Here is a 14,500-nt window from a genome sequence, read left to right as displayed (position 1 = left end):
CCCGACATCAATGGGCATGTGCAGTGGTGCGAGGTTGTCCCCACCCACTACGAACATCACCTGTTGAATGGCTGGTGTTGGCTCGCGAGTTCCTCTCTCTTGGCACCAGCCGAGTCCGGGCACTCCTCGACAGCCGTGAACCAAGTTGTGCCGCAAACAATTCACGCTCGGAACTATCGTGGATCGAGTGTCGCCGAATTGCGCGAATACCTAAACTGATCAGTATGTAGGCTCAGTAACTTTCTTCTGGCATACTGGCGCGAGCAAGATCAACAGTGGACGAGATTGACAATCGTCGGAGGTCTTGATGGAGAGCGCACGGACACTTCCATCCGCATCAGGCGTTGAGTCCAGAAGAAGTGAACGCGTATGCGCCGGAGCCAGATACAAAGCTCAAATGGAGGAGTGTTCGGACTTCTTCCATCAGCCCGAGCTGGCCCACTTGCGCGATTTACGTCTCGAAGAGTCATTGCGGTCTCTGGCTGTGACCGGCCGATATCAGCAGACCTTCGAGGAACTCGAGATCGGGGCCAGGCTGGCGTGGCGAAATCACGCACGCTGTGTGGGCCGGAAGCATTGGCGCATGCTCAAACTCATTGACGCTCGCCACGCCACCACCGCGGACGAGATCGCGGAAGCATGCTGGGAACACTTGAGGGTCGCGACCAACGGCGGTGCACTGCGTTCGGTCATCACCGTCGGCCCCCTACCTCTGCCTGACGGTCGCGAGTACAAGATCATCAGCCCCCAGCTGATCCGGTACGCCGGCTACCGCAACCCGGACGGGACGGTGACCGGTGACCCTGCGCACGTGAGCATTACCGAAGCCGTCACCAGGATGGGATGGCGCGGCGATGGGACACCATTCGATGTGTTACCGCTGGTGATCAGCACTCCTCACGAGCACGTGCGCTGGTACGACGTCCCCTCGGAACTGGTCCTCGAAGTCGAGATCACACATCCCGACTACCCCTGGTTCGCCGATCTCGGTCTCAGATGGCACGCCGTCCCGGCCGTGTCGAACATGACGCTGTCGGTCGGCGGGCTGAACTACCCGCTCGCCCCTTTCAGCGGGTGGTATGTCAACACAGAGGTCGGAGCCCGCAACTTCAGCGACGAGAATCGGTACAACATGTTGCCTACCATTGCCGAGCACCTGGACCTGGACATGAGATCGGAGCGGACTCTGTGGCGCGACCGTGCGCTGGTCGAGCTGAACCGGGCTGTTATCCACAGCTACCGACGTGCGGGCGTCATCATGGTCGATCATCACACCGTCGCCAGACAGTTCATGAGCCATGTCAAGCACGAAGAATCGAGCGGACGGAAGTGCCCTACGGACTGGTCGTGGATCAACCCCCCGATGTCAGCGGCACTCACTCCCACATTCCACCGGTACTACGACCCACCAGACATGGACGTTCGCCCCAACTTCGTCTCACGCAGGAGAAGCAGCGACCCAGCGTGCCCGATCACCGGCCGGTGAACCGACTCCGGCAATGCCAATCCGATCGCGATCTTCCGAGCACGTAGACCCTCCAATAATTGTTGGCACTGTTGCCGAGCTGCCAATACACAGCTTGACCAGCACTTTCTGCATGCACCTTTACAACGCGCCTAGTGTCGGCGGAGACGTCTTACAAGCTGACCGGTGACGGTTTCACCGTGCTGGGTAAGGGCAGCCGCCTGAGCCAGCCATCGAAACTGAGGAAGGAATTGAAATGGCGACATGGTTCATCACAGGTTGCTCGACCGGTCTCGGACGCGCCCTCGCCGAAGCGGTACTCGCTCGTGGACACAATGCGGTGGTCACCGCCCGTGACACCACGACACTGGCGGAACTGGCCGCGACCTATCCGGACAAAGCGCTCACACTTCCTCTCGACGTCACCGACCCGGATCAGATAGTCGAGGCTGTGCGGCAAGCGCGCAGCCGCTTCGGCGGTATCGACGTGCTCGTGAACAACGCGGGGTACGGGTATCGCGCCGCCGTCGAGGAAGGCGTGGACGCCGAGGTCGAGCGACTGTTCGCGACCAACTTCTTCGGCGCAGTCGGCACAATCAAGGCCGCGCTGCCCGACATGCGCGCCCGCCGATCCGGTGCGATCGTGAACATTTCCTCGATCGGCGCACGCATCTCGCCGGTTGGCTCCGGCTACTACTCCGCCACGAAGGCCGCACTGGAGGGAATGTCGGGATCACTGCGAAAAGAGCTACACCCATTCGGTATTTCGGTGACGGTGGTCGAGCCCGGTTCATTCCGCACCGACTTCGCGGGCCGCTCGCTGGCTCAGCCAGCCGAAGCCATCGCAGATTACTCCGAAACAGTGGGAAAGCGGCGAAAAGAGAACGACACCACGCACGGCACACAGCCCGGAGACCCCGCCGAGGCCGCGCAGGCGATTATCGCAGCGGTCGAGGACCCCAACCCGCCGTTCATGCTGTTGCTCGGCAAAGACGCCCTCGCCAGATACTTCGAGGTCGAGGAAGCACAACGGGCCGATGTCGAAAAATGGCGTGAGCTCACCATCGGAACAGATTTCGCGGTCACTTAGGAGCGAATCCCGCTGGGAAACACCTCCGGGCGATGGTCGCTCACCTCAGCATTATGCAGACAGGCCTGGCTTTTCCTCGAGCGGGTGGACGCTTGCCCGTGGGCGATCACCCATGCTGCGCGAAGTGAGGACACCGACCAGAAGAATGAACCCCACAGCGGCGATGAACCAGCCCGTACGGTGCAAACCATCATCGCCGATGATGTCGCCTGAGGTGGTTGCCAGCACAGCGGTAGCGAGGTTGGCTCCGATGTACTGTACGGTGCGATACATCCCGATCGCGGTGCCCACCTCCTCGACGGACGTCACCGAGCTGACCAGATTCTGATTGCCGATATTGTTGAATCCATTGGGAATTCCCAATACGCCGGCAACGAGCAGGAGCACGAGAATCGGAGCCGTACTGTCTTCCACCAAGGCCAGCAGCACACCTCCCACGAGGAGAGAGCATGTTCCCACGGTGAGTGTTCTGCGTGCTCCGTGACGCCCGTACGTACGCGAGGCAAGCATCGTCGTGAGGACACCGACCCCGGCGACCGGCAACATCGTCAGTCCCGCCTGCGTGGCACTCATTCCACGCGAGTACTGCAGCCATTGAGGTATGCCGAAGTAGACGCAGTAGAACGCGGCGTAGGTGAGAAGAGTCCGTGCGAGTGTCGCACTCAGTGCACGGTTCCGGGCGAGCGCCCGAACGTCGATGAACGGCTCGTCCGCTCTCCGTTCCCACTGGGCGAACGCCGCGAGCGCGAGTGCCCAGACGGGGAGGAGCCACCAGGCCGGTCCGGTGGTGAGCGACAACAGGAACAGCATCGTCGACGAGATCAGTACGAGGAACAGCAGCACCCCCACCAGATCGAGCGAGCGCAGCAATTGCCTGCGACTCGCGGGCACCCGTCGGACAGAGCCGACCGTCGCGAATCGGGTGACCATGACGGCACTCAACGCGGCGATCGGGAGGTTGACCCACATGATCGAATGCCAACCGAAGGCTCCTACCAGCAAACCACCGAGCGCCGGGCCCAGGGCCACGACTGATTGACTACACACGCTGAGGGTCGTGATCGCGGTTCGTGGCTGCGCGCCGTACCGCTCGGAGTAGCCCCGAATCATGGTCATCGCATTGGGGTACTGAGTGGCGGTTCCGATTCCGACAATTATGCGAGAGAAGATCAGCCAGCCTACGGTCGGCGCCAGGATGCCCACGATCGACCCGAGTGATACGAGAGCGAGCCCACCGAGGTACACGCGCCTCGCACCGAGGAGGGCACCCAGTTTGCCCGCCATCGGGGCGGCGACGGCAGTCGCTATGTATAGCCCGGAGATCACCCAGGTGATCCCGGACGAAGAGCCGAACTGCGCGGCGATTCCCACGATCGCCACAGCGATCATTGACGAGTTCAGCGGCTGCAGAATACTTCCGGTCGCGACCGAACCACTGACCCGGAAGGGAACAGACCGATTCTGCCGCGTGCTGACGGTATCTGTGACGATGACACTCACGGCTTCATCACTGACTCGCGTTGCGCTGCCGACTCCGGGATCTCGGCGAGGCGGCGCAATAGCCGACCCGCAATATAGAGGAGGTCGCGCTCTGCGTCAGTGCACTCGGCGTCGAGCGCAGCAGAGAGCCATTCGCTTCGCCGCGCCCTGTCAACGGCCAGAGTCTGCGACCCGAGCGCGGTGATCGCGACGATGCTCGCACGCGCATCTTGCGGGTCTACCGTGCGCGAGAGCATCCCTGCGTCTTCGAGTATCGAGACGGTTCGGGCGATGGATTGGGGGGCAACCTGCTCCAACCCTGCCAATGCACGAGCACTCATCGGCCCTTCGCGGTCGAGATGCGAGAGCGCCTGCAACTGCGTGGGCGTGAGTTGGTGGCCCGCCCTCTGGCTCCGGATACGCCTGGAGAACAAAACGACGTCTTCCCGGAATTGATTGACCTTCTCGTCCATCGTCTACCCCTTCGCCTCCGCTATTTAGTTAGCCAGCCTAGCTGTCTTATTTCTACTACTCAAGTCCCCTCAGATTCCATTTCGCCCGATTCGCACGCGTCTATTCATCAGAATAGCTGTCTATTTGCTTGCTCGCTCGAGCCGGTGGACGGCTCAGGCGTCCGCCGGCTGCCGGTCGCTGATATTTCGGGAGGTCAAGACACCTGCCAGAAGAATCGTTCCCACGACGGCAATGAACCAGCCTGTGCGGTGCAAACCGTCGTCACCGATGACGTGCCCAGAGGTGGTAGCCAGCACGGCGGCTGCGAGGTTCGCGCCGACATACTGGACGGTGCGGTACGTCCCGATCGCGGTGCCCACGTCCTCGACGGATGTAACCGAATTCACCAGATTCTGATTGCCGATGTTGTTGAACCCATTGGGAACTCCCAGCACAACCGCCACCAAGAGCAACACGATCACCGGGGCCGTACTGCTCTCCACCGAGGCCAGCAGCAGGCCACCCACGAGAATGGCGCACGTCCCGACGGCGAGCGTTGTACGCACTCCGTGACGTGCGTAGATTCGCGACGCGAGAAACGTGGAGGCAAAACCCACTCCGGCGACGGGGAGCATTGTCAGACCCGCCTCGGTGGCGCCCATTCCACGCGAATACTGCAACCACTGTGGAACGCCGAAGAAGATGCAGTAGAACGCCGTGTAGGTGAACAGCACCCGAGCGAGCGTCGCGCTGAGCGCACGGTTTCGGGCGAGCGCACGAACATCGACGAACGGCTCCTCGGCCCGCCGTTCCCACTCGATGAATGCGGCGAGGGTCACCAACCACACCGGGATCAACCACCAGAGCGGGACAGTGGTCACCGACAACAGAAACAGCATCATCGATGCGATCAGCACGACAGAGAGCAGCGCCCCGATCACGTCGAGCGAGTGCAGCAGTTGCCGACCGCTCACGGCTACGCCTCTGACGAACCCGCCGCCCACGAAATTCGTGACCGCAATCGCGCTCAGCGCGGCGATCGGAAGGTTGAACCACATGATCGAATGCCATCCGAACGCCCCTACCAGCAGACCGCCGAGGGTCGGCCCCAGAGCCAACACCGCCTGGCTACAGGCGGCAAGGATGGTGATCGCACTTCGAGGCTCCGCCGCATATCGCTCCGCGTAGTCTCGAATCATCGTCATCGCATTGGGGTACTGGGTGGCAGTTCCGATTCCGACAAGTACGCGGGCAAAGATCAGCCAGCCGATCGTCGGCGCCAACAAGCCGACAACCGAGCCGACAACCACCAACGCGAGTCCGCCGAGATAGACACGCCGAGCACCGAGCAGAGCACCCAGCTTGCCAGCTATCGGGGCGCAAACGGCGGTTGCCATGTAGAGACCCGAGATCACCCAGGTGATCCCGGACGACGAACCGAACTGCGCAGCGATGCCGACGATCGCGACGGCGATCATCGAGGAGTTCAGCGCCTGGAGCACGCTCCCGGAGGCCACCGAACCGCTGACCCTGAAGGGCACGGACCCACCGGTCTGGGCAGCGCCGGCATCGACTACCGTCACGTTCATCAGTGACTCCCGCTGCGGCACCCGCTCCGGGATTTCGGCGAGGCATCGCAGTCGCCCGCTGGCGGCGAACAGCAGTTCGCACTCGGCGTCGAATGCACCGACGCCAAGCGGCGCCGATGACCGTTAGAACCGCGAGGCGTGAGCCGATCGACCTTCCAGTCCATGTTCCACCTCACCAACGTCACCACACGTGGCAGCCTGATTAGCCAGTCTAGCTGTTTGTTTTAGAAGGCTCAATAGTGTTTGATAGCAATGGAATATCGCCGTCTGTGAAGAGATATTCACAAGCCGATCAAACAAATATGTTGGAACGGTCAAACCTCAACCTCCGCGTAGCAAGCCCGCAATCTATCAGCAACGCTGTCTAAAAGACTGGGGTTCGTTCCCCGTCGCGCAACTCGAACTGCTCGAGCCGCACCCAGACCGTGACGGTCCCAGGCCCACCTTGCGCAGAGCCTCCGCCACTTTGCTGCCATTCTCGATCCCGGCCCATACCTGCGGCGCCGAACCTGAACAGAGACGAGCAATGCTGACCATGCGTTCACCTGTTCACCACAGCTAGCATCGTCATGTGACCCAGGCAACACTTCCGGCAGACATTCCCTCCACGATGCGCGCGAGCGTGCTCGTCGAGCCCGGACGGATCGAGATGCAGGAACGCAGCGTCCCCTCCCCGGGCCCCGGCGATGTCCTGGTCCGGGTGGCCTCGGTCGGAATTTGTGGGTCCGACACTCACTTCTACCGCGAGGGCCGCATCGGTGACCTCGTGGCCGAGCGCCCGCTCGTGCTGGGCCACGAGTCGTCGGGCGCCATCGTCGCCGTCGGTGCCGGGGTGTCTACCGACAGAATCGGGCAAAGGGTGTCCATCGAACCACAACGTCCCGACCCCGAAACCGAGGAATCCCGACGAGGTCTGTACCACCTCTGCCCGCACATGCAGTTCTTCGCGGCACCACCGATCGACGGTGCCCTGACCGAGTACGTGACCATCGGATCGGGATTCGCGCACCCGATCCCGGACGAGATGTCCGATGACGCGGCAGCGCTGTGCGAGCCGCTGTCGGTGGCCATCGCTACCAACAGGAAGGCCCGAGTGACGGCCGGGGCCCGTGTTCTCGTCGCCGGGGCGGGACCAATCGGCATCGCGACTTTGCAGACCGCTCTCGCATTCGGAGCGACCGAAGTCATCGTCTCTGATCTCGATCCCCAGCGTCGTGACATCGCAACCAAATTCGGTGCGGCTACCGTGCTGAATCCGCGCGAGCAGAGCGTCGCCGGGCTCCACGTGGACGCCTTCATCGACGCCTCCGGCGCCCCTAGCGCGGTCTCGGCCGGGATCGAAGCCGTGCGCCCTGCCGGCACAGTCGTCTTGGTCGGGATGGGCGCAACGGAGATGACGCTGCCTGTCCAGACGATCCAGAACCGCGAGTTGGTGCTGACCGGGGTATTCCGCTACGCCAACACCTGGCCGACGGCGATCTCGCTCGAACGGTCCGGGCGGGTGGATCTCGATTCGATGGTCACCGGGAAATTCGCACTCGCCGATGCCGAGCAAGCCCTGAACGCAGACCGAACACCAGGCAGCTTGAAAGCTGTGGTCCGAGTACAGAACTGAGAGAGTTTCGATGCAGCTGAACACCCAGGCCTTACCGCGGCTCGCCGGTACGGTGGAGGTACCTACCTACAACCGAAACGAAATAAGCGTGGGGATAGTGCATTTCGGTGTCGGTGGCTTCCACCGTGCGCATCAGGCGATGTATGTCGACCAACTGATGCGGCGTGGCGAGGCACTCGAGTGGGGAATCTGCGGAGTCGGCGTCCTGCCAGGCGATCGGCGGATGAGGGATGTGCTCGACGCACAGGACTGTCTGTACTCACTCTCGGTGCGCCATCCCGACGGTAGGTGGGAGGTGAGCATTGTCGGTTCCATCGTCGAATACCTCTTCGCACCCGACGATCCCGAGGCTGTCATCGAGAAGATCGCCGCACCCACCACCCGGATCGTCTCGCTCACCATCACCGAGGGCGGCTACAACACCATCAACGACACCGGAGAGTTCGATTCCCACAACCCGGATGTCGCACACGATCTGGCCGACGGCGCGGTGCCGCGGACCGTCTTCGGTCTCGTCATCGAGGCACTCGCGCGCCGTCGCGCCCGTGGAATCGGGTCGCCGACGATCATGTCCTGTGACAACCTCGAAGGCAACGGTTCGATGGCCCGCAAGATGTTCCTGGCCTATGCGGAGCTGAAAGACCCGGAACTGGCCGACTGGATGCGCGCCGAGACCTCGTTCCCCAACTCGATGGTCGACCGGATCACGCCCGTCACCACGTTCGAAGTGCTCGAAACACTGTCGCAGCGGTTCGGCATCGACGATCAGTGGCCGGTGGCAACCGAGCCGTTCACGTCGTGGGTTCTGGAGGACTCCTTCGCCCTCGGCCGTCCCCCGTATGAGGATGCCGGAGTGCAGATGGTCGATGACGTGATACCGCACGAGCTGATGAAGCTGCGACTGATCAACGCCGGTCACCTGGCCCTCGGCTGTCTCGGCTACCTTTCCGGATATCGGCTGATACACGAAGTCGCCCAGGATCCGCTGTTCGCCGAGTTCGTGCTCGCTTACATGAACGACGAGGCCACGCCCACTCTCCAAGCGGCACCGGGCGTCGACCTCGACGACTACAAGAGCACCACCATCGCCCGATTCTCGAACCCCGAGATCGGCGACACCCTGGCCAGGTGCTGCACCGACTGGTCCGACCGTCTCCCGAAGTGGCTGCTGCCGGTCATCCGACACAATCTTCGGTCCGGTGGCCCGGTCCGACTGTCGGCAACGATCGTCGCCGGCTGGGCGCGATACGCGGAGGCCGTCGACGAGAACGGAGATGTCATCGACGTTGTCGATCGGCTGAAGGATGTGCTGGTTCCCATCGCTCGCAGCCAACGTGAGAATCCCACGGCTTTCATCGAGAACCGGTCCTTGTTCGGCGATCTGGCTGATCACCCCAGGTTCGTCGAGGCCTATCTGTGGGCCCTCGACTCCCTCCACCGCATCGGCGCCCGCGGAACACTCGAAGCTCTGCGTCAGAAGGAGCTGGCATGAGCCTGGTGATCGGTGAGGCACTCGTCGATATCGTCACCCGACGCGATGGCAGTTCCGCCGAGCACATCGGGGGAAGCCCGCTCAACGTTGCGGTCGGTCTCGGCCGACTAGGGCGCCCAGTCGAGTTCGTCACCCGGGTCGGCGACGATCCTCGCGGGCGCTCGATCGCCCGGTATCTCGAACGATCGGGGGTCAGCCTCGCACCCGGCAGCATGAGCGCGGAGCACACCGCGACCGCCCACGCGACTCTCGACGCCTCCGGCGCCGCCAGCTACGCATTCGACATCGAATGGGATCTGACCCCGCCCAGCATTACTCGCGTGCCGAATCTCGTACACACCGGTTCCATTGCCGCCGTCATGGAGCCGGGATGCGATGTGGTGGCGAACATGCTTGCCCGACGACGCTCCGGCTCAACCATCAGTTTCGACCCCAACGTACGGTCGGCGTTGATCGCGGACAGCGCGCGAGCCAAAGCGCGGATCGACCACCTGGTGTCGATCTCAGACATCGTCAAAGCCAGCGACGAAGACCTGCGATGGTACGACCCGGGTCGGGATCCGGTCGACACCGCGCATACGTGGCTCTCGCGCGGGCCGGCCACCGTCGTGGTGACAAAGGGGGCCGAGGGCGCTTTCGCGGTCTGCGGCGAGGGCGTCGTCGAGGTCCCGGCTCGCGTAGTCGAGGTGGTCGACACCGTCGGCGCAGGCGACGCGTTCATGGCCGGACTACTCGACGGCTTCTGGTCACGCGGCTTCCTCGGGGCGCAAACCCGCGAGACCCTGCACTCGATCGATCCGGAAGATTTGCACGATGTGCTGACCGATGCCGCACTGGTCTCGGCTCTTTCCGTGGCCCGGCCGGGCGCAGATCTTCCCACCCGTGACATGCTCGACGCAGCCGACGAGGCGCTTCGATGACTCTCGTGGCCGGCGTTGATTCGTCGACCCAGTCGTGCAAGGTGATCGTCTGTGAGTCCGATACCGGGGAGATCGTCCGGGAGGGCAAGGCGTCACATCCAGACGGCACCGAAGTTGCGCCGCAGGAGTGGACAAGAGCCCTCGACACCGCAATCGTTGCGGCGGGCGGATTGGACGACGTCGCCGCAGTGTCCGTTGGGGCGCAGCAACACGGCATGGTGTGCCTCGACGACGCAGCGTCGATCGTGCGTCCAGCGCTGTTGTGGAACGACACTCGCTCTGCGGATGCTGCCGCAGAGCTTGTGGACGAACTCGGCGGGGCTGCTACGTGGGCGGACGCAGTGGGGGTAGTGCCGGTCGCCTCGATCACGGTCAGCAAGCTGCGCTGGCTCGCCGATGTCGAACCGCAAAACGCCGATCGGACAGCAGCTGTATGCCTGCCGCACGACTGGCTCAGCTGGCAACTCGGGGGCGGCACCGATCCGAGTACCCTGACCACCGACCGTGGCGATGCCAGTGGCACCGGATACTTTTCTGCCGCAACGGATTCCTATCGCCCCGATCTGCTTTCGCGCGCGTTGCGAGGCCGCACGGTGCAGCTACCCCGGGTGGCCGCACCCGCCGAGCAGATCGGGGAAACCCGGTGGGGCGGCGCCCTGGGCCCGGGAACCGGCGACAATGCGGCTGCCGCACTCGCTCTCGATGCCAGAGAAGGCGATGTCATCGTGTCGGTCGGAACGTCGGGTGTCGTGTCGGCGGTGTCGGCAACAGCCGCGCACGACCCTGGAGGATTCGTCGCCGGCTTCGCCGATGCCACCGGACACAACCTCCCGCTGGTGTGCACGCTGAACGCGGCCCGTGTACTCGATGCCACGGCCACACTGCTGAGCGTCGATCACGAAGAGTTGTCGCGGTTGGCGCTCTCGGCGCCGTCGGGCAGCGCGGGTCTGGTGATGGTGCCGTATCTCGAGGGTGAACGCACACCGAACCGCCCGCACGCTACCGGAGCAATTCACGGTCTACGCCTTGCCAATTCGACACCCGCGCACCTTGCGCGCGCCGCTGTCGAAGGGCTGCTGTGCGGACTCGCGGACGGCATCGACCACCTGACCGAACAGGGTGTGACGGTGCGCCGCATTCTCCTCGTCGGCGGCGGCGCCCGCTCACGGGCACTGTGCGAACTGGCCCCGGCCGTCTTCGGGGCACCGGTGCTGGTGCCCCGCCCCGCCGAGTACGTCGCCATCGGCGCCTGCCGCCAGGCCGCCTGGACCCTCGCCGGGACCCGGGAACCACCCAAGTGGAGTCAGGCACCGGCCGACCGGTACGAGGCAGATCCGGCACCCGCTGTGCGCGAACGGTATTCCGAGGTCCGCGATCTCACCGACTCCTGACCGATCAGTTCGTGCGAACGAGCATCTTCCCGACGTTCCCGCCGCGCATGAGCTGGAGAAACGCATCGACTGAGTTCTCGATGCCGTCGACGATGGTCTCGTCGTGAACCACCTCACCGGACGCCAACCAGGGTCCCATCTTGGCGGCGAACTCGGGGAAGACGTGCGTGTAGTTGCCGAGCGTGAAGCCTTGGAGGGTCAGACCACGCCCGATGATGTTCACCATGTTGTCGGGTCCCGGCGTGCGCTCGGTCGCGTTGTACATGGAGATGGCGCCGCACAGTGCGGCCCGGCCGCCTGGACGCAGCACGTCGAGGGCGGCCTCCAGGTGGTCACCGCCGACGTTGTCGAAGTAGACGTCAATGCCATCACCGGCAAGTTCGGCCAACTGTTCACGGACCGGTGCCTGTTTGTAGTCGAAGGCGGCGGCGTATCCGTACTTCTCGGTGAGCAACGCAACCTTCTCCGCCGTCCCTGCGGATCCGATGACCCGGGAAGCGCCCTCGAGTCGCGCGATCTGCCCGGCCGCTGTTCCGACCGCACCGGCGGCACCGGAAATGAAAACGGAGTCACCGGGCTTCAGATTCGCGATGTGCTTCAGCCCGACGTACGCCGTCAAACCGGTGAGCCCGAGGATCCCCAGGTAAGCGGAGATCGGTACGCCCGGAATTTCCTCGACGATCCGGAACGCCGACGCGTCGCCCTGCGCGACGTCACGCCAGCCGAGCTCGTGCATGACCACCGAGCCCACGGGATGAGTGGCAGCCGTGGATTCGACCACACGCCCGACGGCGCCGCCGGTCATCGTCTCCCCCAGCGCGAACGGCGGAATGTATGACTCGCGATCGTTCATCCGCCCACGCATGTAGGGATCGACGGAGATGTACTCATTGGCTACCCGCACTTGATCGGGAGCGAGGTCGGGCAGATCGACGACGACGGTGCGAAAGTCGTCCTGCGTCGGCCACCCCACCGGGCGGTTGACCAACTGAATCTGGGTACTCGATGTCATGGGGGTATTCCTTTCGATACTTTCTGAAATGACCATTTCAATATATACTGGACCGACCGTTTCACAACAACGAGTGAGGGTCCTCATGCCGCGTACGCAGGATTTCGACACCGCAGAAGTGATCGAAAGTGTTCGTGATCTATTCTGGGACAAAGGATTCGAAGCCACATCGATACCGGAGGTCGAGCGGGCTACCGGACTGAATCGCTCGAGTCTCTACAACGTGTTCGGCAGCAAGCGCGGACTCTTCGACGCGGCCGTGAACGACTATCTCGACCGGGTAGCCCGCCCTCGGCTTCGCATCCTGACCGACGAGCCCTCCCATCCGGAGGATGTGTTCCGGTACTACCGGAGCCTCGCCGAGGCACTCGCGGCCGACCCGGACGACTCCCCCGGTCGCGGTTGCCTGCTCTTCAACAGCGCTGCCGGCTTCGCGGCCCACGACGACACCCAGCGCGCCGTAGTCGACACATACCGCCATGAACTCTTCGCCGCACTCACGCACGCACTTCGTACGTTCGACCAGGACACGCCACCCGACGTCTTGGAACACCGGGCCCGACTCCTGACCTCCCTGTCCGTGAGCGCCCTCGTCCTGTCGCGGGTAAACCGGGACGAAGCCGTCGCGGTCGTGCACACGGCAATAGCGCAACTGGAGGGCTGGCGCCGCAACTCCTGACGCTTTCAGGTCTGGCGCTCCGTCGACAGGGCTGTCACAAGGCTCGGGGCAAGAGGTGCCCGCGGGATGAGGGTCGCCTGCAGCGCGTGGTAGATATCCGGCTTTCCGGACCACACCGTGCTCGCGGGCCCACCTTCCGGCGTGCGTTCATGATGCCAGGATCCGTGCACTCGATCGATGAAATGTGTTTCCGCGTGGTCCCAGAACGTGTTATACCATCGCGCGTACTTCGCATCCTTTGTCACGGAATTCAATGCGGCGGCGGCCGAGATCCCCTCGGCGATCACCCAGTGCAGCCGCGTCGTGACCACCGGTTCACGCTGCCAGTCGATGGTGTAGACAAACCCCGGCAATTTGTCTGCGCACCAACCACTTTCCACGGCGACATCGAAGAGCGCCTGCGCGTCGGTCACCAACCAGTCTGGGGCAGCGTCGCCGAGTGCGGCATGTACATGCAGACACAATCTGGACCACTCGAGCAGGTGACCAATGGTGACCCCGTAGGGACGGAAGGGGTCCGCGGGTAACTCCTTGTTGTACTCGAGCTGCGGTGTCCAGTTCTCGTCGTAGTGTTCAGGCATGAGCCACGCATTGTTTCGGGTGGACTCGTGCACCAGCCGACGGGTAATTGCGAGAGCCCTGTCGTGGTGAATTCGGTCACCGGTCACGTCGCCGACAGCGAGAAGCGCTTCAACGGTATGCATGTTCGCATTCGCACCGCGGTAGGTGTCCGTCGTGGTCCAGTCGCGGCTGATACGGTCGACCACCATTTCAGCCGAGTTGTCCCACCAATGTGCGTCGAAGACCGATATTGCGTCGCCGAGCAACTCCCGGGCCCCGGGGATGTCTGCCACGACCGCACTCGATGCGGCCAGGAGGACGAAGGCTTGATCGTAGGCGTCCTTGGCCTGAGGGGATTCCTGGTTGTCGGAGACGAACGCGAACCAGCCTCCGTACTCGTCGTCATGGAGGGCCCCTCGCAGGGCGTCGACTCCGATGCCTGCCAACTCCCGGGCTTCGCGGTGCCGGAAAAGAGCGCCGATCGAATAGACATGTGTCATCCGCGAAGTCAGGTAGGTATACACGGGCATATCGCGGCGCGCGTTGCCCTGTTCGTCGAGCCAGTAGAACCCTCGGCCGGGCTCAGCCGAGTGGATACCGAAATCGAGGAGTCTGTGGGTTTCGTTCCTGAGCCAGGTTTCGTCGTATACCGTGTCGGCGGTGATGTGAAGATCTAGGTTCAGACCCATTGCCGTATCTGTCCTTCCAGTCCAAACTTCTCCGGTGCTACGTGTCGGTGCAGTGGGCGCGCACT

12 protein-coding genes are annotated in these 14,500 nt (G+C 63.3%); 7 read left to right on the top strand and 5 right to left on the bottom strand.

Features of this window, described 5'->3' with window-relative positions; translation table 11 throughout:
• The first annotated feature begins 397 nt into the window (after window positions 1–397).
• The gene (locus tag BFN03_RS19380) at window positions 398–1,486 is read left to right on the top strand and encodes a nitric oxide synthase oxygenase (RefSeq protein ID WP_232320366.1); all 1,089 of its coding nucleotides are present in this window, start codon (window positions 398–400) and stop codon (window positions 1,484–1,486) included.
• Window positions 1,487–1,721: 235 nt separating this feature from the next.
• Entirely contained in the window at window positions 1,722–2,555 is an 834-nt protein-coding gene (locus tag BFN03_RS19375) for an oxidoreductase (RefSeq protein ID WP_070380381.1), read from the top strand.
• 51 nt (window positions 2,556–2,606) lie between these two features.
• Here BFN03_RS19375 and BFN03_RS19370 read toward each other — a convergent pair whose 3' ends face one another.
• The 3 genes from BFN03_RS19370 to BFN03_RS19360 form a co-directional block, all read right to left on the bottom strand.
• On the bottom strand, window positions 2,607–4,055 hold the full coding sequence (locus tag BFN03_RS19370) for an MFS transporter (RefSeq protein ID WP_070380380.1): 1,449 nt from the start codon (window positions 4,053–4,055) through the stop codon (window positions 2,607–2,609).
• Entirely contained in the window at window positions 4,052–4,507 is a 456-nt protein-coding gene (locus BFN03_RS19365; RefSeq protein WP_070380379.1) for a MarR family winged helix-turn-helix transcriptional regulator, read from the bottom strand. The genes BFN03_RS19370 and BFN03_RS19365 overlap by 4 nt, the downstream gene beginning before the upstream one ends.
• Before the next feature lie 153 nt (window positions 4,508–4,660).
• Window positions 4,661–6,076 carry an MFS transporter gene (locus BFN03_RS19360; protein ID WP_070380378.1) on the bottom strand — a complete coding sequence of 472 codons (1,416 nt, stop codon included), beginning with the start codon at window positions 6,074–6,076 and terminating at the stop codon, window positions 4,661–4,663.
• 610 nt (window positions 6,077–6,686) lie between these two features.
• Between BFN03_RS19360 and BFN03_RS19355 the strand changes: the two genes are divergently transcribed.
• From BFN03_RS19355 to xylB, 4 genes are read left to right on the top strand one after another with little or no spacing between them, the layout of a single operon-like run.
• Window positions 6,687–7,691: an NAD(P)-dependent alcohol dehydrogenase gene (locus BFN03_RS19355; RefSeq protein ID WP_070381099.1), complete on the top strand. Its 1,005-nt coding sequence runs from the start codon at window positions 6,687–6,689 to the stop codon at window positions 7,689–7,691.
• A 10-nt stretch (window positions 7,692–7,701) separates the two neighbouring features.
• On the top strand, window positions 7,702–9,183 hold the full coding sequence (locus tag BFN03_RS19350) for a mannitol dehydrogenase family protein (RefSeq protein ID WP_070380377.1): 1,482 nt from the start codon (window positions 7,702–7,704) through the stop codon (window positions 9,181–9,183).
• Window positions 9,180–10,103 carry a carbohydrate kinase family protein gene (locus tag BFN03_RS19345; protein ID WP_070380376.1) on the top strand — a complete coding sequence of 308 codons (924 nt, stop codon included), beginning with the start codon at window positions 9,180–9,182 and terminating at the stop codon, window positions 10,101–10,103. Before BFN03_RS19350 ends, BFN03_RS19345 begins: the two co-directional genes overlap by 4 nt.
• A complete protein-coding gene (gene xylB, locus BFN03_RS19340) occupies window positions 10,100–11,494 on the top strand; it encodes a xylulokinase (protein WP_070380375.1) in 1,395 nt (464 codons plus the stop codon). Before BFN03_RS19345 ends, xylB begins: the two co-directional genes overlap by 4 nt.
• Window positions 11,495–11,498: 4 nt before the next feature.
• Here xylB and BFN03_RS19335 read toward each other — a convergent pair whose 3' ends face one another.
• Window positions 11,499–12,506, bottom strand: a complete 1,008-nt coding sequence (locus tag BFN03_RS19335; RefSeq protein WP_070380374.1) for an NADP-dependent oxidoreductase — start codon at window positions 12,504–12,506, stop codon at window positions 11,499–11,501.
• A gap of 85 nt (window positions 12,507–12,591) precedes the next feature.
• Between BFN03_RS19335 and BFN03_RS19330 the strand changes: the two genes are divergently transcribed.
• Complete coding sequence (locus BFN03_RS19330) at window positions 12,592–13,185, top strand: TetR/AcrR family transcriptional regulator (protein WP_070380373.1); 594 nt, start codon at window positions 12,592–12,594, stop codon at window positions 13,183–13,185.
• 5 nt (window positions 13,186–13,190) lie between these two features.
• On the opposite strand, the gene BFN03_RS19325 is transcribed toward BFN03_RS19330, so the two are convergent.
• The gene (locus BFN03_RS19325) at window positions 13,191–14,435 is read right to left on the bottom strand and encodes an AGE family epimerase/isomerase (RefSeq protein WP_070380372.1); all 1,245 of its coding nucleotides are present in this window, start codon (window positions 14,433–14,435) and stop codon (window positions 13,191–13,193) included.
• Window positions 14,436–14,500 lie beyond the last annotated feature (65 nt).

This window comes from Rhodococcus sp. WMMA185, assembly GCF_001767395.1.
GTDB lineage: Bacteria > Actinomycetota > Actinomycetes > Mycobacteriales > Mycobacteriaceae > Rhodococcus_F.
The sequence above is the reverse complement of the archived record's forward strand: the minus strand, read 5'-3'. Positions and strand labels throughout refer to the sequence as shown.

Coding starts and splice junctions, on each gene's coding strand:
- BFN03_RS19380 (WP_232320366.1), top strand. CDS start 398: ATGGAGGAGTGTTCGGACTTCTTCCATCAGCCCGAGCTGGCCCACTTG.
- BFN03_RS19375 (WP_070380381.1), top strand. CDS start 1,722: ATGGCGACATGGTTCATCACAGGTTGCTCGACCGGTCTCGGACGCGCC.
- BFN03_RS19365 (WP_070380379.1), bottom strand. CDS start 4,507: ATGGACGAGAAGGTCAATCAATTCCGGGAAGACGTCGTTTTGTTCTCC.
- BFN03_RS19360 (WP_070380378.1), bottom strand. CDS start 6,076: ATGAACGTGACGGTAGTCGATGCCGGCGCTGCCCAGACCGGTGGGTCC.
- BFN03_RS19355 (WP_070381099.1), top strand. CDS start 6,687: ATGCGCGCGAGCGTGCTCGTCGAGCCCGGACGGATCGAGATGCAGGAA.
- BFN03_RS19350 (WP_070380377.1), top strand. CDS start 7,702: ATGCAGCTGAACACCCAGGCCTTACCGCGGCTCGCCGGTACGGTGGAG.
- BFN03_RS19345 (WP_070380376.1), top strand. CDS start 9,180: ATGAGCCTGGTGATCGGTGAGGCACTCGTCGATATCGTCACCCGACGC.
- xylB (WP_070380375.1), top strand. CDS start 10,100: ATGACTCTCGTGGCCGGCGTTGATTCGTCGACCCAGTCGTGCAAGGTG.
- BFN03_RS19335 (WP_070380374.1), bottom strand. CDS start 12,506: ATGACATCGAGTACCCAGATTCAGTTGGTCAACCGCCCGGTGGGGTGG.
- BFN03_RS19330 (WP_070380373.1), top strand. CDS start 12,592: ATGCCGCGTACGCAGGATTTCGACACCGCAGAAGTGATCGAAAGTGTT.
- BFN03_RS19325 (WP_070380372.1), bottom strand. CDS start 14,435: ATGGGTCTGAACCTAGATCTTCACATCACCGCCGACACGGTATACGAC.